The organism is Streptomyces sp. NBC_00557, assembly GCF_036345995.1.
GTDB lineage: Bacteria > Actinomycetota > Actinomycetes > Streptomycetales > Streptomycetaceae > Streptomyces.
This window is the reverse complement of the sequence record NZ_CP107796.1, coordinates 7,927,825-7,946,474: the sequence shown is the minus strand read 5'-3', so window position 1 is coordinate 7,946,474 and position 18,650 is coordinate 7,927,825. Positions and strand designations below refer to the sequence as shown.

Genomic DNA, 18,650 nt, shown 5'->3' with positions numbered 1-18,650 from the left:
GCACCGTCCCGCGGCGGCGGCGCGGCGGGCACGTACGACACGGGAGGCATCGATGGACGCCCTGTCCGAACTGGGGCACTTCCTCAGGTCCCGCCGTGCCGCGCTCCGGCCCGAGGACGTCGGCATCACACCGCATCCCACCCGCCGCCGCGTCACCGGGCTGCGCAGGGAAGAGCTCGCCATGCTCGCGGGCGTCAGCATCACCCACTACACCCGTCTCGAACAGGGCCGTGCCACCGGCGCGTCGGACTCCGTGCTGGACGCGATCGCCCGCACGCTGCGGCTCACCGCCGACGAGACCGCGCACCTCAAGGACCTGGCCCGCGCCTCCGCGGGGTCCGCGTCCCGCCCGGCACCGCCGCGGGCGGAGCACGCCGGCGCCTCCGCACGCCAGTTGCTGGCCGCGATGACGGAGGTGCCGGCGCTGGTCCTGGACCGCCGCAACGACGTCCTCGCCTGGAACGCGCTGGGTCACGCCCTGCTCGCCGGACACCTGCCGGCCGACAGCCCCGGCACTCCGGGCAACCGCCCCAATCTGACCCGGATGCTCTTCCTGGACGAGCAGTACCGCGAGCTGTACCCCGACTGGAAGGAGGAGGCGCAGCTCGCCGTCGCCTCCCTGCGCCTGGTGGCCGGCCGCCACCCCGACGACCGTCGGCTGGCCGAACTCGTCGGCCAACTCACCGTGCAGTGCGACGAGTTCGCCTCCCTCTGGGCCCGTCATCCGGTGCGCACGTGCACCTCGGGCGTGAAGCGGCTGCACCATCCGCTCGTCGGCGCGATGGACCTGAGCTTCGAGAACCTCCTCCTTCCCGGCACGTCCGGACAGCGGCTGATCGCCTACACCGCCGAGCCCGGCTCGCCCTCCGAGGCGGCGCTGCGCCTGCTGGGCAGCGTGGCCGCCTCCGAGGCGTCGACGGGGGACGACGTCTCGGCGACCGCCCGTCGCTGACGGCGCCCGCCTGCGGTCGCTACCGGCCGGGCGGGCAGCACGCGGTTCCGGCGGCTCTCCGGACAGGGCCGGTGCGCGCGCATCGGCGTCGGTCCGGTCCGGGCCATGGTCCGCACGGGGTTGCCGCGGGTCAGCCCGTCGAGCAGTTCCCGCCGGCCGCCGAGCGGGCGATCCGGGCGCTCGCATGACCGGTGGAGCGGGCCCGGCACCACGTCCGGCCACGGGCCGGCGTCGTGGTGCGAGCGGTGCGGGAGGGCGGCGCCGACGGCACACGAGTTACGGGCGGCGGGCCGCCGGCGAGCACGACCGGTTCACCGGTTCAGGGCGTGCCATTCGGGAGCGAGGACCGCCCAGACCTGCTTGTCGTAGCGGACGCCGTCGTAAGGCCATGCCTCGCGGAGCACGCCCTCCAGTCGCATGCCGAGTCGCTCGGCCACCGCGGCGCTGCGCGCGTTGTCGGCCCGGCAGTGCCACTCCGCCCGGTGCAGGCCCCGGGAGGTGAACGCCCAGTCCAGCAAGGCGCGGGACGCCTGGGTGACCAGCCCCAGCCCCTCGGCGGAGGGTTCCAGCCAGCAACCGAGCTCGCACACGCCGAGAGCGGCGTCGAAGTCGGTGAACATCACGCCGCCGACCAGCACTCCGTCCCGCCGAATGCCGTACAGGCGGCCGCCGTCGTGGGCCTGCCGTTCCGCATACCGGCGCAGCGTCGCCCGTGCCCCGTCCACATCTCCGGTGACGAACCCGGCCCCGACCCATGGACGGATGTGCTCGCGAGCCCGGTCCAGATGGCCGGCGAACTCCTCGGCGTGCCAGACCTCCAGAGGAGCGAGATGAGCACCGTGGCGCAAGGACAGCGAGAACATGACAGCCCCCATTCACATAACGTTTGTTATGGCAATGTAGCGTGGTGCCATGCCACGCACCAAGGGGGATCACGAGGGCCGCCGGCGCGACGTCTCCGAGGCGGTGTGGCGGGTCATGGCCACACGCGGCTTCGCCGGTCTGACCCTGCGCGCCGTCGCCGCCGAACTCGGCGCGACCACCGGCCTGCTCACCCACTACTTCCCCACCAAGCGCGCCCTGCTGGAGCACGCCCTCGACCTGCTCGAGCAGCGCACCATGGCCCGCCCGCGCCGGCAGACGGGCACGGGCCTGACCGCCTTCCGGGACGCGCTGCTCGACATCCTGCCGCTGACCCCCGAGGCCACCGACAGCAACCGCATCTGGGTCTCCTCCTGGGACGCCGCCCTCTCCGATCCCGCCCTGAGCGCCGACTACGCCCGCAAGTACGCCCAGAGCCGCGACAGGCTGAGCCGGTGCGCGGCCGCAGCCCAGGAGCTCGGCGAACTGCCCCCCGGCGACACCGCCCCCCTCGCAGCCGCCGCACAGGCCTTCGTCCTCGGTCTGGCGGTGCAGGCACTGCTCGACCCGGCGGCGTTCCCGCCGCAGCGGCAGATCGAGCTGCTGGACGACTACCTGGCCACACTCACCGCGCGCGCTGATCCCACCACGACCACGCGACACGGCCACGACGGGCCCTCCGAGCCGTGCGGCCCGGGTTCAGGAGTCTGAAGCCGCGAACGCGGCATGGCGACGGCAAGCTGGGCCGGCACAGGACGGCTCCCCGCCCCCGAGGGCGGTGCTGCGGCCGGCTCGGGGACAGGCCGCAGCACCTCCTCAGCCGGGCGACCACCTGGAGGACGAGATGGACCCGGCACCCTCCCGGTTGCCGGATCGGCGCGCCGCATGCTCCGCCGGACGAGTGATCCTCGCCGACGGCAGGCGAACCAGGGTCTCAGCCCCACTCCCGTCGGCGGGGGTGCGCGAACAAGGGGCTCTCGCACGACGCCGCCCGTCACCCGGTCGGCCCGCACCGGGGCGCATCCGGGAGCGAGGTCGGCACCGTAGAGACGAGTGCCGGGTGCCGTGACAGCAGCCGGCGACGTGCCGAGGTTACGGCGGGAGCCACCATGAGCGACGACACCGCACCGATGCGTGGCGGCCCGGCGGGCGATGGTCTGACGTGCCTGGTGACCGGGGCCACGGGCTACATCGGCGGCCGGCTGGTGCCGGAGCTGCTCGACGCCGGGCACCGGGTGCGCTGCCTGGCCCGCACCCCGGGCAGGCTGCGCGACCATCCGTGGGCCGGGCGGGTGGAGATCGTCCGGGGCGACGTCACCGATCCCGGGTCGGTGGCACGGGCGATGGACGGCGTGGACGTGGCCTACTACCTGGTGCACGCCCTCGGCACCGGCCGCGGTTTCGAGGACACCGACCGCGAGGCGGCCCGGGTCTTCGGCGAGCAGGCCCGCCGGGCCGGCGTCGGCCGGCTCGTCTACCTGGGCGGCCTGACGCCTCGGTCGGTCCCCGAGCGGGAGCTGTCGCCCCACCTGCGCTCGCGCGCCGAGGTCGGCCGCATCCTGCTCGCCTCGGGCGTGCCGACGGCCGTGCTCCGCGCCGCCGTGATCATCGGCTCCGGCTCGGCGAGCTTCGAGATGCTGCGTTACCTGACCGAGCGGCTGCCGGTGATGGTCACGCCGCGCTGGGTGCACACCCGGATCCAGCCCATCGCCGTACGGGACGTGCTCCGCCTCCTGACCGGATGCGCACGCCTGCCCCGCGAGGTGAACCGCGCCTTCGACATCGGTGGCCCGGAGGTGCTGACGTACCTCGACATGATGCGCCGCTACGCCTCCGCAGCCGGCCTGCCCCGGCGGCTGATCCTGCCCGTTCCCGTCCTCACGCCCGGCCTGTCCAGTCACTGGGTGGGCCTGGTGACCCCGGTCCCCGCCGCCATCGCCCGCCCCCTGACCGAGTCGCTGCGGCACGAGGTGGTGTGCCGGGAGAACGACATCGAACGGTATGTGCCGAGCCCCCCGGGACATCCGGTCGGCTTCGACCGCGCGGTCCGGCTGGCTCTGCAGCGCATCCGCGACGCCCAGGTGGCCACGCGCTGGTCGTCGGCCTCCGTACCCGGCGCGCCCAGCGACCCGCTGCCCACCGACCCGGACTGGGCGGGCGGCAGCCTCTACACCGATGTGCGGGAACGCGACGCCCATGTCCCACGGGAGGCGTTGTGGGAGGTCGTCGAGGGCATCGGCGGAGAGAACGGCTGGTACTCCTTCCCCCTGGCATGGGCGGTGCGCGGCCGGCTGGACCGGCTCGTCGGCGGCGTGGGCCTGCGCAGGGGCCGCCGGGACGCGAGCCGGCTGAGGGCCGGCGACTCCCTGGACTTCTGGCGGGTGGAGGAGATCGAACGCGGCCGGCTGCTGCGGCTGCGCGCCGAGATGCGGCTGCCCGGCCTGGCCTGGCTGGAGATGAGGGTGGACGGCGGCGACGGCGGACCCGTCCGGTACCGGCAGCGGGCGCTGTTCCATCCGCACGGACTGCTCGGTCACCTGTACTGGTGGAGCGTCTCGCCCTTCCACGCGGTCGTCTTCGGCGGCATGGCCCGCACCATCGTCCGTACCGCGGAGCGCGCGGCGCCGCGTCGGCGGTGGCGCGGCGGGGGCGCGTCCGCCGGCGGGACAGCGGCCGAAGAGCCGGGTGAACGCGCTGTTCCCCGACGCTCACCCGGAAGAGGCTGACACCCATGCACGTCTCGGTCGTCCTGTTCACCGCCGACCTGCGCCTGCACGACCACCCGCCGCTGCGCGCGGCCCTGGAGGCGGCCGACGCCGTCGTGCCGTTGTTCGTGCGGGACCGCGCCGTCGAGGCCGCGGGGTTCGCCGCGCCCAACCGCCGCGCCTTCCTCGACGACTGTCTGGCGGACCTGGACGCCTCGCTGCGCCAGCGGGGCGGCCGGCTGGTGGTGCGTTCCGGCGATCTGGTGGCGGAGGTGTGCCGGGTGGTGACCGAGGCGGACGCCGACGAGGTGCACATGTCGGCCGGGTACAGCGGTTTCGCCGCCCGCCGGGAGGAACGGCTGCGGTCCGCCCTCGAACCGGCCGGCCGCAGGCTGTTCGTGCACGACGCCGTCACCGTGGCCGTACCGGCCGGCACGGTGACCCCCGCCTCCTCCGACCACTTCGCCGTCTTCACCCCCTACTACCGGCAGTGGGCGCAGGTGCCGCTGCGGCCGGCCACGGGTGCGCCGCGCCGGGTGCCCGTCCCCGACGAGGTGGGCGGCGAGCAGCTCCCGGCACAGGGCCGGACCGGCGGGACGTCCCCGGCCCTGCCGCCCGGCGGGGAGAGCCGGGCCCGCACGCAGGTGGCCGCCTACTGGCGCCGCGGGCTGGAGGACTACGACAGCACCCGCGACGACCTGGCCGCGGACGCCACCTCCCGGCTCTCGGCCCACCTGCACTTCGGCACCCTGTCCCCGGGGGAGCTCGTGCACCGGGCCCGCCGGCACGACGGAGCCGGCGCCGAGGCGTTCGTACGGCAGCTCGCCTGGCGCGACTTCAACCGCCAGCTCCTCGCCGCGCGGCCGGAGAGCGCGCACCGCGACTACCGCACCAAGCACGACCGGTGGCGCACCGAGCGCACCGCCGCCGGCGACATCGACGCCTGGCGGGAGGGCCGTACCGGTTACCCGGTCGTCGACGCGGCGATGCGGCAACTGCGGGCCGAGGGGTGGATGCACAACCGCGCCCGGCTGCTCGCCGCCGGCTTCCTGACCAAGACCCTCTACGTCGACTGGCGGATCGGCGCCGCCCACTTCCTGCACTGGCTGGTCGACGGCGACCTGGCCAACAACCAGCTCAACTGGCAGTGGATGGCCGGTACCGGCACCGACACCCGCCCCAACCGGGTCCTCAACCCCGTCGCCCAGGGCAGGAAGTACGACCCGGAAGGCGTCTACGTCCGCCGCTGGCTCCCCGAACTCGCCGGTGTCGAGGGACCGTTGGTGCACGAGCCGTGGAAGCTCCCAGGCCGGGAGCGGGCCGCCCTGGACTATCCCGATCCGATCATCACCCTCGCCGAGGGGCTGGACCGCTTCCGCCGGGCGCGCGGCAGACAGCCGTGAGCCGAAGACCTGGCGGGGGCCGCCCGGTGCGCTGCGGCATCCCCGCGTTCAGCCGTCGGCCGACGGGCCGGGGACGGAGCCGTCCGCACCGGACAGGCCGCCGAGCGTCCGGACCGCTTCCCGGAGGCTCGCGCACCGCGGGAAGGGGGCGGCCGTCCGGCGGTCCCAGCCCGGGCCCGCCGGCAGCACGACAGGCCGCAGCCGGGCGCCCGCCGGCCCCCACTGCAGGGCCGCGACGTGCCGGGCCAGCGGCGCCGACGCCGTCGAGCGGGTCTGCGACCACAGCACCACCGCGGCCGGGCCGGTGCGCCGGACACAGGCCAGCAGCGCCTCCACCGGCACGGCCGCACCCAGCATGCGGGTGGGCACCCCGCGTTCCTCCAGCGCCGCTTCCAGTGCCTCCAGCGGCAGCGAGTGCAGCTCACCGGGCACGCAGGCCAGCACCACCGGCGCGCCGCCCACGGCATCCTCGCCGCGCGGCAGCACCAGCGCGGCGCGGCGCAAGGCGGTGGAGATCTCCCAGGACAGCAGGTGCTCCACCTCCACGTACCGGTCGCCGGAGGACTGCCACTTGCGGCCCGCCGCGCGCAGCGTCGGCACCATCACCTCCTCCCAGGCGGTGACCAGCCCGTGCTGCCCGAGAGCGTCGAGCAGCCGGCTGCGCAGTTCCGGAGCGTCCAGCCGTACGGCCGCCCGCGCCAGCCCCCGGCACTCCTGGCGCGCGTCACCGAGCGGCAGCCCCCCGCCGGCACCGCCGCGGCGGACTTCCTGCGCGGACACCGGCGCCTGCGGCTCATGGGGCGGTGCGCCGGACGGGCCGTGCGCCGGCGGTGCCTGCCCGCCGTGGGTGAGGCGGGCCACGCGGGCCGCCTCGGCCGGAGGGACGCCTGCCGCCGCGAGCCGGCACATCTCCTCGACCAGGGCGACGTCCCGTGGACCCCACCGCCGGTGACGGCCCTCGGACCGCAGGGCGGGGCCGAGACCGTAGCGGCGGTCCCAGGAGCGCAGGGTGGCCGGGGACACCCCCAGCCGTCGGGCCACCGCGCCCGTCGTCAACCCGGCGGCGTCCGTCACGGCCATGCTCCTCACGCCAATCGATGCGCTTTCGATGCGGGTTGTCGCCGGTACCGTCCGCTGCCCAGGCTGGCCGTACCGGGCAACGGCACATCCAGTGTGATGCGACCGCACCTGTGAGCGCACGCGCGCATCCAGGCGCGCCGCGCCGTTCCGGCGGGCCGCACCCGGTTCAGGCGAGGAGGGACATGGCCATGGACCACATCACCGCCGTACCGGACTCCGCCGGTCCTGTCGACTCCGGGCGCAGCGGTCCACCCACCGAGCCCCCGGACAGCTCCGTGCTGTCCGCTGACGCCGCCGACTGGTGCGGGCTGCACCGGCGGTGGGGCGGACTGGTGCACGGGCTGGCCCAGCGGGCGCTCGGGGACGCGCGGGATGCCGAGGACGTCACCCAGCAGGTGTTCGCCGACGCCTGGCGCGGCCGGCACGGTTATGCGCCGGACCGCGGGACCCCGGCCGCCTGGCTGGCCGGGATCACCCGGCGCAAGGTGGCCGACGCCCTCGCAGCCCGTGCGCGTCAGGCCCGGCTCGTCGCCGCGTTCGGCGGACTGACCTCCGTGCACGGTCCGCAGAGCACCGCAGAGCCCGAGGCGACGCTGGACCGGCTCGTCGTCGGCCGTGCCCTGCGGCGGCTCAGCACCGCCCAACGCCAGGTGCTGCACCTCGCCTACTACGAGGACCTCACGCAAGCGCAGATCGCCCGGGTCACCGGCTGGCCTCTCGGCACGGTCAAGAGCCACACCCGGCGCGGTCTCGACCGCCTCCGCCGCTGCCTGGAGGAAGAGGGCGTCTCCGCCGCCTGAGACCACCCGGCGCGGGAACCGGCCCCCTTCTTCGGCCTCGAGGGCGCACGGCTTGTGCACGGCCCGGCGGCCGGACTTGCCGCTGCGCACCTGACCTCGGCTCCTTTTCCCCATCCTTCTGGGAGGCACCGCGGCTCGCCGCGTGAGCGGCTTCGGCGCCGGCGCGGAGGAGCCGGTGGGAACGAGGCAGCCCTCGGCCTCCAGACGTGACAGAGCCGAACAGGCTGCGCGGAGCGCGGCTGGGGAGGGGCGCGACACTGCCGGCGTGGGCGTCCGTGCCGGCTGCGGCGGAGCCGCGAACGGGTGGCACCGCCGCCGGCCGGGCGCGCAGCTTCGCTTCGCGCCGGAGCCGGCAACGGTGCGTGCTCGCCTCACCGGTCCGAGCGGCTCGGGGTCTCCTTCGAGCGGTCACCAATAGTGCCGACGGCCGGCGACCGCGTGGCCGACCGAGCCCAGGATCCACAGCACGATGCCGATCACGGCGAGGATGATGCCGATGGTCCACAGGATGGATATGCCGGTGACGAAACCGATGACGAGCAAGATGATGCCGAGGACGATCACGGCTGCCTCCCGCTGCAGGTAGTACTACGTTCCATGTGCCCCTTAAGTGGGGGTTTATCCCCTTGCGGAGGTCTGGAACCGTTTACCGCGGTCGGCGTGGTCAGCAGGGGAAGGTGCCGCTGTAGAGGGCATGTCCGTAGGAGGAGCTTCCGGAGCCGAAGCCGTAGATGCCGTCGTCGCTCCAGACCGCCTCGCGGAAGCCGTCGACGCAGGTCGAGGTCGGCGCGATCGCGAAGCCCTCGAGGTTGTCGGCCGGCATGACGGCCGGGTTGGTGTAGGTCGTGTCCGGAACGATCGCGCCGCCGGCGTTGATCCTCATGAAGGTGTGCGTCTCGCCGCAGGTGTTGTCGCAGGTGGCGATGACGCGCTGGGTTCCGGCGTCGAACGCCACGTCCATCACGGAGTTCTCGCCGGTCGCGATCGTGCCGAACGTGGTGAACGTGCCGTCGGAGTTCAGGCCGTAGACGTGCAGCGTGCCGTCCCACTCCAGACCTGCGAAGAACAGGCCCGAACCGTGCAGCGGGTAGTTCGCCGGGTTGTAGCGGGCGCCGGTGAGCGGGTCGACCCAGCCGTTCGCGGTCAGCCAGCTGTCCGGTACGTAGCCGACGCCCTCGAAGCCCAGGTTGGCGTCGTCCTTGCTTCCGGTGTCGAGCTGCGGGAACTGCGAGGTCATGTCCCACTGGTGGATCGGCGTCAGCGTCGGTCCGGTCGCGGCCGGGTCGAACTCCATGATCGTGTCCTTGGGGACCGTGTTGTCGGCGTTGTCGCGTTCGGAGGTCACGTAGACATGGCCGTTGCCGCCGACGGTCAGCCCCTCGGAGTCCGGCTCGCCGGAGCCGCCGGCGAAGCGAAGCTGCTTGCCGGTCGCGCTCCACGCCGGGTCCGGGATCCACTTGCCGTTGCTCTTGACCAGCTTGAACAGCCAGTTCTTGTTCTTGGCGGCCCACAGCACCGAAGGGTTCGCCGGGTCGAAGGCCAGGCCGCTCAGGTCACGGCCCTCGGGACCGGTGGACGTGGTGAACGCGCAGACGTTGTCGGCGATGGTGACATCCGGTCCCCCGGGCCACGCCAGGGTGCCCGCCGGCGCGGAGCCGGTCCCGGTGGGCACCTCGGGGGTGCAGCCGCTGGTGAGCGAGCCGCCACCACCCAGCAGCCGGCCCGTCTGCCCACTGCCGCCACCGCTGCCGCCGCCCGGGCAGGAGTTCGCGGTGCCGAGCGTCGCGCTCGTGGCGGTCTGGAACCAGCCGGTGCCGTTGCCGCAGCGCTGGTCCGACGGCTTGGCGCCATCGGTGGCCCAGGTCACCGAGTCGACGGTGTTGCCGTTGCCGTCGAGGACGAAGACCGAGTCGTTGTCGCCAAGGCCGAGGGCGGAGTTGAACGTGACATAGCCGCCCGCGGGGATGCTGGTGGCGCTCGGCGAGGACGATGAGAGGGAAACCGGGGAGTGACCGGTGTCGTTGTCGACGTACTTCCACGACCCGATGCCGACCGCGCTCGTTCCGCCGTTGTACAGCTCCACGGTGTCTGCGCCGTTCGAGGTGATCTCGTTGATCCGTACCCGGTTCGCCGCCGGTACCGACGACGGGCAGCCCGAGGCGTTGGAGGCGCCGAACGTGGCCGCGGCGGTCGTGGTCACCCACGCCCCGGTGCCGTCGCCGCCGCAACGCGCCATCGCCGGCTTCGCCTCGTCGGTGGCCCACTCGACGCGGTCGACCACCGTGCCGTCGGAGGTGTAGATCACCAGCTTGTCCGCATCGCCCAGCCCCTTGGGCGAGTTGAAGGTGACGAAGCCCCCGGCCGGGATGGTGCCGGCGGACGGGCTGAACGTCTGCGGCGAGAAGCCGTCGTCGGACATCTTCCAGCCGCTGATGCTCACTGCGGCCGAGCCGGCGTTGTACAGCTCCACCGTGTCGTTGCCCGACGACGTGACCTCGTTGATCCGGACGTTCTGGTAACCGGCCGGAGCCGTGGCAGCCGCAGGCTGCGCGGCCAGGACCTCTGTGACGACAAGCCCTGAGCACATCACAGCCGCGGCACATGCGGAGGCGACACCGGTACGCAAGCGTGAGACAGGCACGACATCGAACTCTGATCACACGATCTGGAAACAGCGTGTCCACCGCCTGAACGCCACCCGCCGCCCGTCGAAACGGCAGAAGCGCACCGGCACGGTGCGGTGCGACGGCATCGGGAAGACGAGAGTGAGCGTTCCGCCGGAGATCAGCGTGTGCTGATGCAGAAGGGATGCCCCACGGGGTCGGTGAGGACCCGCGCCGTGTCGCCGGAACGTTTTGGCCGGGCCAGCTGGGAGCCCGGTAGTCGTCGACTCGCTGGAAGCCGATGAAGAGTCCGTGTTCGCCGACGAGGCCGGCGAACTCGGCGTCCGACCCCGGGTGCGGTTCAAGGCCGGTGGCCTGCTGATAGAACGACGCCAGAGCCGGCGGATCCGGGCAATCGAGCGTGATCGCAACCAACTTCATCTGCAGGGGCATGGAACCTCCGGGCCGGTCGGTGGACTTCCGCGCTCCACACCCCAGGGGTGGCCGGCGGATGCCGGCGGGCGTGAGCGTCTACCCACCGTCATCGCGGTGTGCCGTGGCGAAGCGGCGCTGGTAGGCCGCGGGGCTGATCGACAGCTCCCTGGCGAACACTCTTCGCAGACTTTCGTAGCTGGGGAAACCGGCGAGGGCGGCCGCCTGCGTGGCGGTGTACCCCTGGTCGAGGAGGGCTTTCGCCATGTCGAAGCGGATCGATTCCACGTAGCGGGCCGGGGTGGTGGACAGCTCGTCGCGGAAGAGCCGGGTGAGGTGGCGAGGGCTCACGTTGAGGTGCCTGGCGAGCTCGCCGAGTGAGTGGTTCCCCGAGGGATCCGCGGTGACCAGGTCGGTGATCTTGCGCAGTGCCGGCGTGCGGGGCGTTGATCCTTGCAGCGGGGCGGAGAACTGCGACTGGCCGCCCGACCGCTGCAGGTAGACCACCAGGGCGCGGGCCACGTCGCGAGTCAGGTCGGGGCCGTGGTCCTCCTCCACCAGGGCCAGTGCCAGGTCGATGCCGGCGGTGACGCCCGCCGAGGTGTAGACGGCGCCGTCTCGTACATAGATCGCGTCGGGTTCCACGCGGGTGCCCGGGCAGCGCGCGGCGAGCTGATCGGTGACCTTCCAGTGAGTGGTCGCACGCTTGCCGTCCAGCAGACCGGCGGCGCCGAGGATGAAGGCTCCCGTGCAGATCGAGGCGGTCCTCGTCGCTTGCCCGGACAGGTTTCGGGCGGCCCGGGCCAGATCACGGGCGACGGGGGTACTCGGGTAGACGTCCGCGCCGGCCACAAGGAACGTGTGAGCGGCGGCCCCGGATTCGGCATCGCCGTCGACCGAGATCCGGATCCCGTTCGATGCGACGACGTCGGCACCGCCCGGTGACACCAGCAGGACGCGGTAGTGGGCCCCGAACCGATTCGCCTCGGTGAACACCTCGGCGGGACCGGCGACGTCCAGCAGTTTGACCCCGTCGTAGACCAGGATCACGACCCGATGGGTGTGGGAGCTCATCGTCACCTTTCTCGCCTGTCTGGATTCGGGTGGTTCACGGCCGGACCGAGGCGGCGCGGAAGGCCCGGTGGTCGGCACCGTGGAGGAGCGCATCCGTCCAGTGCAGTACGAAAAAGATACCGGAAGGATTCGGCCTCATGACCGAAATGATCGCAGGCGTCGAGGTTCCCGACACCCCGGCGGCCGCCGAAGCCACCCGGCACATCCGGGAGACAACAAGTCCCCTTCTGTTCCACCACTCCCGGCGCGTCTACTTTTTCGGCGTGCTCCAGGCTCGCGCACTCGGTCTGGAACCCGATCCCGAGCTGCTCTACGTGTCGGCGCTTTTCCACGATTCCGGCCTCTTGACGCCGTTTTCCGACAAGGAGCAGCGGTTCGAGATCGACGGCGCCGACCACGCGCGGAAGTTCCTGCTCAGCCATGGTCTGTCGACGGCGGCCGCCGACACGGTGTGGATGGCGATTGCGCTGCACACGACGCCGGAGATTCCGGGCCGGCTGGGGCCGGAGATCGCGGCCACGAACCACGGGGTACTGACCGATGTGATCGGCGTGGGCCTGGACAGGCTGGATCCCGGAGAGGTCGAGAAGATCACTGCCGTCCATCCGCGGGGCGACTTCAAGAACGAGTTTTTGCAGGCTTTCGTCGAAGGACTCAAAAACCGTCCCGACACCACCTACGGCACTGTGAACCAGGACGTCCTGGAGCACTTCGTTCCAGGTTTCCGGCGCACGAGCATGGTCGAGCGCGTCATGGATTCACCCTGGTCCGAGTGACGGGCACACCGTCCTGCGCCGGCGTGACCGGTCAGCCGCGTGCGAATTCGAGAAGGTCGGCGTCGAACCTCTCCGCGAACTCGGGAACCATCGACAACCCGTGCGGTGCACCCGGATAGACCTTGAAGGTCACGTCCTTGACGAGCTTGGACGACTTGTTCGCGGATGCCACGATGGGAACGATCTGGTCGTCGTCGCCGTGAATGATAAGCGTCGGGATGTCGAATTTCTTGAGGTCCTCGGTGAGGTCCGTCTCGGAGAATGCCTTGACGCAGTCGTAGGCGCCTTTGATACCCACCGACATACTCCAGAGCCAGAACTCGTCGCGGGTCCCCTGGGAAACGTTCGATCCCTCGCGGTTGGCGCCGTAGAAGGAGGCGCTGAGTTCCTTGTAGAACTGGGAACGGTCCGTCAGGACGCCTTTTCTGATCTCGTCGAAGGCCTCGATCGGCTGCCCCTCCGGGTTCGCTTCCGTCTTCAGCATCAGCGGGGGGATGGCGCCGAGCAGGACCGCCTTGGCGACGCGGCCCGAGCCGTGCCGGCCGATATAGCGTGTGACCTCTCCCCCACCGGTCGAGTGACCGACCAGGATGACGTCGCTGAGGTCGAGAGCCTCGATGACAGAGGCCAGGTCCTCGGCGTACGTGTCGAGGTCGTTCCCTTGCCACGGCTGGTCCGAGCGTCCGCCCCCGCGCCGGTCGTGGGCCACGGCCCTGAAGCCGTTGTCCGCCATGAGTTTCAGCTGCGGATCCCAGGCGTCCGCGGTCAGAGGCCAGCCGTGGGAGAAGACGACCGCCGGGCCGGATCCCCAGTCCTTGAAATAAATGTGAGTGCCGTCCTTGGCAGTGGCAAAGGGCATGATTGTCTCTCTCGCACTTGTTGCGAAATTCGCGCCGCATGGAGTTCAGTGCCCGAGCCGTGGGCGGAACGGCACCCCACGGCCGGCAGCGGACGCGCATCGGGGGCCGCGGAGAGGCCCGCACCGGAAGGCGGCCGAGCAGCACGTCGTGTCTCCTACGCTACTCGGAACGACACCCTTGAGCGCGTCGGGCCGGCAGCAGGCCTGCTCAAGGGGTCCTGGGTGTTGTGATCACACGAGCCATGCACCGCATGGCTGGGGCTATTGCCGGAGCCGGGCGGGCATCATGTCAGGGTGGTTGCTCCCCACTCCCCACCGCTGGCCGCCGACGACCACGGCAACGCCCTGGTCTCCTTCGTCCCGGGACCGGAGGACAGGCCGCCCACGGACGCACCCTTGCCCCTTGCCCTGGTGGCCCTGTGGCACGGCGATCGGGTCTTGATGGCCTTCAACCGGTTCCGGCAGGCCTGGGAACTGCCGGGCGGGCTGATCGACCCCGGCGAAACCCCTCGCCAGGCAGCCGCGCGCGAGCTGCTGGAGGAAACCGACCACGTGCCCGACGGGCAGCTCCGCTTCGTCGGCTTCGCCGGCTTCACTCTGGCACCCGGCCAACGGGCCGAATACGGCGCCCTGTTCGCCGGCCAGGCCGCCGGCGTCTCGCCCTCGTTCCGCCCGAATGACGAGATCGCGGCCATCCGGTGGTGGGACCCCCGAGAACCGCTGCCGGGGCGACTCCAGCCGCTGGACGCCCGCCTCGCAGAACTCAGCCGCGACACGCCAGCAAGTACCCGCCACGGCGCAGCCGAAGGTTGAAGAACGCGCTCAGGGCCTGTTCGTGAACTTCTCAGCGTTTCGGCCGTCTGAGCGCGCTTCCGCGGGGAGAAGGCGCGTCACCATGGTGTCGACCAGGGCGTCGAGCTGGTGCGGCCGGAGGACTTCCGGGACGGTCAGGTCGTCGACGATCAGTCCCAGCATGGCCAGATAGAGCACGACCACGCCGGTGCGATCCCCGGGCAGACCGTGGCCCAGGTGGAAGTCGATGTTGGCGTCGAGCTCGGCGGTGAAGAAACGCGCCAGCTCCGCATGCAGTTCGGGCCGCCGGGTGGCTTCCAGGCGCAGCTCGAGCATGGCCAGGTGACTGCTGCGGTCACGGCGCATGCGGTCGACCAGCTGCAGCATCAGAGTTCTGACCACCTCATGTGACGGCTCGGCGTTCAGCGTGCCGGCCACTTCGGCCGGGTCCGGAGTCAGACGCTCGCGGGTGCGCCTCATGACCTGGGCCAGCAGGTCGGTGCGGTTGGTGAAGTAGTTGGACGCCGTCCCGGTGGGCACGGCCGCCTCCTTGTCGACGGCGCGCAGCGTCAGGCCCCGAGAACCCTCGCGGGCGAGAACCTCGATGGCGGCATCGAGCAAAGCGGTGCGGCGGGCCGGGTTCTGACGCATCGGCAGCTCCTCGGAGAACTCATTGACATCACTTCAGTTGAAGTACTACGGTCAAACCACTTCAAACAGAGTACATCAAATGATGCGGGCAGGACGCCCGCCGTGCAGTCCACAGGAAAAGAGACCTGGATGCGCAAGCTCACCTACTACGTCGCTGCCAGCCTCGACGGCTGCATCGCCGGTCCGGACGGCAGTTACGACTTCCTTCCCTTCGAGGGGGAGGTACGGGAGGCGATCCTCGCCGAGTATCCCGAGACGATGCCGGTGCACGTCCGCGGGCCGCTCGGCCTGACCGCCACCTCGCCCCGGCACTTCGACACCGTGATCATGGGTCGCGGGACCTACGAGCCGGCCCTCAGCGCAGGCATCACCAGCCCCTACGCCCACCTCGAGCAGTACGTCGTCTCCCGCACCCTGCACGCCACCGACCCCGCGGTGGAGATCATCGCCGACGACCCCGCGGCGCTGGTCCGCGAGCTGAAGCAGCAGGACGGGCTGGGCATCTGGCTCGCCGGCGGCGGCAAGCTGGCCGCCGCGCTCCGCACCGAGATCGACGAACTGATCATCAAGCGCAACCCGGTCGTCGTCGGCTCCGGCATCCCGCTGTTCGACGGCCCGTTCGCTCCCACCGGGTTTCTGCCCGTCGCGCGCCGCGACTTCGACTCCGGCGTCAGCATCGTCACCTACACGAGGAAATGACAGGGCGGGCCGTCACCACTCCTCGGGCACGCATGCCGGCGCCGCCCCTGCGTCTCCCGTGTGTCAGGGGCGTCGGCGAGCGTTGAGGCGGGCGTTGAGACGGGCGGCCTGGCGGGTCAGGTGGTCGCGTTCGGCGAGGTTCGGAGCCGCGTGGGCCGCCTCGGCGTACAGCCGTGCCGCCGTGGTCAGGTCGCCGTCGCGCTCGTGGAGGTAGGCGGCCACCGCGGTGTGGCGAGGCAGGGAGGTGTCCACCTCGGCGAGCGCGGCCAGGCCGGCGCGCGGTCCGTCCGCCTCGCCGACGGCGACCGCGCGGTTGAGCCGGACGACGGGGCTGTCGGTCAGGCGGGCGAGTTCGTCGTACCACTCGACGATCTGCACCCAGTCGGTCTCCTCGGCGGTCGGCGCGTCGGCGTGGAGGGCGGCGATGGCGGCCTGCGCCTGGAACTCGCCCAGCCGGTCGCGGGCCAGGGCCGCCTGAAGGATCTCGATGCCTTCGGCGATCAGGCGCGTGTCCCACCGACGGCGGTTCTGTTCGGCGAGGGGGACCAGGCTGCCGTCGGCTGCGGTACGGGCGGCGCGCCGGGCGTGGTGCAGCAGCATGAGGGCGAGCAGCCCGGCCACCTCGGGGTGGTCGACCCTGGCCGCGAGCTGCCGGGTGAGCCGGATGGCCTCCGCGGCGAGGTCGACGTCACCGGAGTAACCCTCGTTGAAGACCAGGTAGAGGACGCGCAGCACGGTGGCGACGTCGCCGGGCTGGTCGAACCGCACGCCGGCCACGGTCCGCTTGGCCCGGCTGATGCGCTGGGCCATGGTCGCCTCGGGCACCAGGTAAGCCTGGGCGATCTGCCGGGTGGTGAGTCCGCCGACCGCGCGCAGGGTGAGGGCCACGGCGGAGGACGGGGTGAGGGAGGGGTGGGCGCACAGGAAGTAGAGCTGGAGCGTGTCGTCCACAGCGGGCGCGGGCCCGGGAGCCGGTTCCTCCTCGACGCGGTCCTCGCGGCGGCGGCGTGCGGTGTCCGCGCGGGTCTGGTCGAGGAACTTCCGCCAGGCCACGGTCACCAGCCAGCCCTTCGCGTCCCGTGGCGGATCGGCCGGCCAGACCCGGAGGGCCTCCACCAGCGCGTCCTGTACGGCGTCCTCGGCCGCCGCGAAGTCGGCCCCGCGGCGGACGAGGACGGTGAGCACGCTCGGGGTGAGCCTTCTGAGGAGTGCCTCATCCACCGGGGTGGCACTCCGTGACGGTGGGCGGCGCGGCGAGGAACGGGCGCAGCTCCAGCCATTCGTGGATCGGCTTCCCGCCGGCCCCGGGCGCGGCCGACAGCTCCCCCGCCAGCTCGACGGCCCGCTCGTGGCTGTCGACGTCGATCACCATCCACCCGGCGATGAGGTCCTTGGTCTCGGCGAACGGCCCGTCGGTCACGGGCGGGCGCCCCTCGCCGTCGTACCGCACCCAGGTCCCCTCGGGAGCCAGCGCCTGCCCGTCGACGTACTCCCCGGTCTGCACCAGCCGGTCCGCGAAGTCCCGCATGTACTGCACGTGCGCCGAGATCTCCTCAGGCGTCCACTGCTCCATCGGCACGTCGTTGACCGCTGCCGGGGCGCCTCGGTAGTGCTTGAGAAGCAGGTACTTCGCCATTGTGACTCTCCTCGTACTGGTGCGACCCATTGTGGTCGCGTTCACCTCGGGGACGGAGCCGATTACGGGTTCTCGACATCGCCGTCCGAAATTTTTTCGGGCCCCGGCGTCGTCCGGCCGGAGCCTCGCTGCGGATGAGGTACTGCTCGCCCTCCCCGGCCAGGACGGTCGGCACCGGTCCGGTGCCGGGTTGACCGGCCTCGTCGCGAGGGCGGCCGGGGCAGGCTGCGGGCCGTGGTCGGCCCCTGAGCCGAACTGAGCACGTCAAGGCGGTCGTGCGGTGCGCATCTCCTGGTCTGCTACGCCGTTAGGGCGATAGAAACCCTCTATGGAACGCCGTCAGCTCGAGTACTTCCTCGCGGTGGCCTCGCACCGCAGCTTCACCAGTGCCGCCCGTACCCTGCTCGTGGCGCAGCCGTCGCTGTCGCACTCGATACGGCTGCTGGAGCGGGAGCTGGGCACGCCGCTGTTCCACCGCCTCGGCCGCGGGGTCGCGCTGACCCCGGCGGGCGAGGCGTTCGTCGCTCCCGCCCGGCAGATCATGCGGGACATGGAGACCGCGCGGTCGGTGGTGCACACCATCGCCGGTCTCGCGGGCGGCCGACTGGACATCGTCGCGCCGACGACGCTGGCGGTCGATCCGCTGGCGGGGCTCGTCGGCGTGTTCCGGCGGCGTCATCCCGCGATCGACATCGTCATCGTGGAACCACCGGACGTACCCGCGACCGCCGAGATGGTGCGCACCGGTGAGTGCGAACTGGGGCTGGCGGACAAGAAGTGGGGCGGCACGGCCGTGGAGGCCCTCCGGGTGTGCCGTCAGGAGATCCTGGTGGTGGTACCGCGCCGCGAGCCCTTCCCGCAGGCGGGGCCGGTGGCGCTCGCGGAGGTGGCCCGGCTCGACCTGGTGGCGACCGCGCCGGGCACCGCCACCCGCGCGCTGATGGACCAGGCCCTGGGTGCCAAGGGCAGGAGTCCGCGGATCGCCGTGGAGACCGTGCACCAGGCCGCGGTCGTCCCGCTGGTCCTGGCCGGTGCCGGTGCGACACTCCTGCCCCGCTCACTGGCCGAGGACGCGGCCCGGCGCGGCGCGGTGGCCCTGACGACCCGCCCCCGGCTGACCCGGCCGGTCTGGCTGATGTGGCGGCGCGGACAACTGTCGCCCGGCGCCCAGGCTTTCGTCGACGTGACCCGTCAGGCCGCCGGAGCATCGGTGTGCGAACAGCGTGATACCGGAGTTTGACAAGCGATAGATCCTTTCTATCGCTTCCGGTGACAGGTTCTTCGCGTACGGGTCGCCGACGCCGTTGCCCGCCCCTGGTCGCTCCGC

General features: G+C 71.9%; 18 protein-coding genes and 1 pseudogene. 9 read left to right on the top strand and 10 right to left on the bottom strand.

Going from position 1 to position 18,650, the window contains the following annotated elements; genetic code table 11:
- Nucleotides 1-52: 52 nt before the first annotated feature.
- Nucleotides 53-952: a helix-turn-helix transcriptional regulator gene (locus tag OG956_RS35370; protein ID WP_330342103.1), complete on the top strand. Its 900-nt coding sequence runs from the start codon at nucleotides 53-55 to the stop codon at nucleotides 950-952.
- A 311-nt stretch (nucleotides 953-1,263) separates the two neighbouring features.
- On the opposite strand, the gene OG956_RS35365 is transcribed toward OG956_RS35370, so the two are convergent.
- Nucleotides 1,264-1,815, bottom strand: coding sequence for a GNAT family N-acetyltransferase (locus OG956_RS35365; RefSeq protein WP_330343034.1), 552 nt, complete (start codon nucleotides 1,813-1,815; stop codon nucleotides 1,264-1,266).
- Between the two features lie 49 nt (nucleotides 1,816-1,864).
- Between OG956_RS35365 and OG956_RS35360 the strand changes: the two genes are divergently transcribed.
- From OG956_RS35360 to OG956_RS35350, 3 genes are all read left to right on the top strand, one after another.
- Nucleotides 1,865-2,524, top strand: a complete 660-nt coding sequence (locus tag OG956_RS35360; RefSeq protein WP_330342102.1) for a TetR/AcrR family transcriptional regulator — start codon at nucleotides 1,865-1,867, stop codon at nucleotides 2,522-2,524.
- Between the two features lie 398 nt (nucleotides 2,525-2,922).
- Entirely contained in the window at nucleotides 2,923-4,539 is a 1,617-nt protein-coding gene (locus OG956_RS35355) for an SDR family oxidoreductase (RefSeq protein ID WP_330342101.1), read from the top strand.
- Nucleotides 4,540-4,544: 5 nt separating this feature from the next.
- A complete protein-coding gene (locus OG956_RS35350; RefSeq protein ID WP_330342100.1) occupies nucleotides 4,545-5,921 on the top strand; it encodes a cryptochrome/photolyase family protein in 1,377 nt (458 codons plus the stop codon).
- Nucleotides 5,922-5,969: 48 nt separating this feature from the next.
- Here OG956_RS35350 and OG956_RS35345 read toward each other — a convergent pair whose 3' ends face one another.
- Entirely contained in the window at nucleotides 5,970-7,001 is a 1,032-nt protein-coding gene (locus tag OG956_RS35345; RefSeq protein WP_330342099.1) for a MerR family transcriptional regulator, read from the bottom strand.
- A 182-nt stretch (nucleotides 7,002-7,183) separates the two neighbouring features.
- Here OG956_RS35345 and OG956_RS35340 point away from each other — a divergent pair, with 182 nt between their 5' ends.
- Entirely contained in the window at nucleotides 7,184-7,801 is a 618-nt protein-coding gene (locus tag OG956_RS35340) for an RNA polymerase sigma factor (RefSeq protein WP_443065637.1), read from the top strand.
- A 408-nt stretch (nucleotides 7,802-8,209) separates the two neighbouring features.
- Here the strand turns inward: OG956_RS35340 and OG956_RS35335 are convergent, their stop codons facing one another.
- The 4 genes and pseudogenes from OG956_RS35335 to OG956_RS35320 form a co-directional block, all read right to left on the bottom strand.
- Nucleotides 8,210-8,365: a DUF6131 family protein gene (locus OG956_RS35335; protein ID WP_330342097.1), complete on the bottom strand. Its 156-nt coding sequence runs from the start codon at nucleotides 8,363-8,365 to the stop codon at nucleotides 8,210-8,212.
- A 100-nt stretch (nucleotides 8,366-8,465) separates the two neighbouring features.
- Nucleotides 8,466-10,388: a lamin tail domain-containing protein gene (locus OG956_RS35330; protein WP_330342096.1), complete on the bottom strand. Its 1,923-nt coding sequence runs from the start codon at nucleotides 10,386-10,388 to the stop codon at nucleotides 8,466-8,468.
- 197 nt (nucleotides 10,389-10,585) lie between these two features.
- Nucleotides 10,586-10,857 (bottom strand): annotated as a pseudogene (locus OG956_RS35325) (VOC family protein).
- 78 nt (nucleotides 10,858-10,935) lie between these two features.
- Nucleotides 10,936-11,910 carry a GlxA family transcriptional regulator gene (locus OG956_RS35320; RefSeq protein WP_330342095.1) on the bottom strand — a complete coding sequence of 325 codons (975 nt, stop codon included), beginning with the start codon at nucleotides 11,908-11,910 and terminating at the stop codon, nucleotides 10,936-10,938.
- A gap of 137 nt (nucleotides 11,911-12,047) precedes the next feature.
- Here OG956_RS35320 and OG956_RS35315 point away from each other — a divergent pair, with 137 nt between their 5' ends.
- Nucleotides 12,048-12,686, top strand: coding sequence for an HD domain-containing protein (locus OG956_RS35315; RefSeq protein WP_330342094.1), 639 nt, complete (start codon nucleotides 12,048-12,050; stop codon nucleotides 12,684-12,686).
- Between the two features lie 31 nt (nucleotides 12,687-12,717).
- Here the strand turns inward: OG956_RS35315 and OG956_RS35310 are convergent, their stop codons facing one another.
- The gene (locus OG956_RS35310) at nucleotides 12,718-13,545 is read right to left on the bottom strand and encodes an alpha/beta fold hydrolase (protein WP_330342093.1); all 828 of its coding nucleotides are present in this window, start codon (nucleotides 13,543-13,545) and stop codon (nucleotides 12,718-12,720) included.
- A 294-nt stretch (nucleotides 13,546-13,839) separates the two neighbouring features.
- On the opposite strand from OG956_RS35310, the gene OG956_RS35305 reads away from it, so the two are divergent.
- A complete protein-coding gene (locus tag OG956_RS35305) occupies nucleotides 13,840-14,358 on the top strand; it encodes an NUDIX hydrolase (RefSeq protein WP_330342092.1) in 519 nt (172 codons plus the stop codon).
- A 9-nt stretch (nucleotides 14,359-14,367) separates the two neighbouring features.
- Here the strand turns inward: OG956_RS35305 and OG956_RS35300 are convergent, their stop codons facing one another.
- Nucleotides 14,368-14,988 (bottom strand): TetR/AcrR family transcriptional regulator, encoded by a 621-nt coding sequence (locus tag OG956_RS35300; protein WP_330342091.1) that lies wholly within the window; start codon nucleotides 14,986-14,988, stop codon nucleotides 14,368-14,370.
- 129 nt (nucleotides 14,989-15,117) lie between these two features.
- On the opposite strand from OG956_RS35300, the gene OG956_RS35295 reads away from it, so the two are divergent.
- Nucleotides 15,118-15,687: a dihydrofolate reductase family protein gene (locus tag OG956_RS35295; RefSeq protein ID WP_330342090.1), complete on the top strand. Its 570-nt coding sequence runs from the start codon at nucleotides 15,118-15,120 to the stop codon at nucleotides 15,685-15,687.
- Between the two features lie 63 nt (nucleotides 15,688-15,750).
- Here OG956_RS35295 and OG956_RS35290 read toward each other — a convergent pair whose 3' ends face one another.
- Nucleotides 15,751-16,908, bottom strand: a complete 1,158-nt coding sequence (locus OG956_RS35290) for an RNA polymerase sigma factor (protein WP_330342089.1) — start codon at nucleotides 16,906-16,908, stop codon at nucleotides 15,751-15,753.
- On the bottom strand, nucleotides 16,901-17,323 hold the full coding sequence (locus tag OG956_RS35285) for a YciI family protein (RefSeq protein WP_330342088.1): 423 nt from the start codon (nucleotides 17,321-17,323) through the stop codon (nucleotides 16,901-16,903). Before OG956_RS35285 ends, OG956_RS35290 begins: the two co-directional genes overlap by 8 nt.
- 328 nt (nucleotides 17,324-17,651) lie before the next feature.
- Between OG956_RS35285 and OG956_RS35280 the strand changes: the two genes are divergently transcribed.
- Nucleotides 17,652-18,563 carry a LysR family transcriptional regulator gene (locus tag OG956_RS35280; RefSeq protein WP_330342087.1) on the top strand — a complete coding sequence of 304 codons (912 nt, stop codon included), beginning with the start codon at nucleotides 17,652-17,654 and terminating at the stop codon, nucleotides 18,561-18,563.
- Nucleotides 18,564-18,650: the final 87 nt, after the last annotated feature.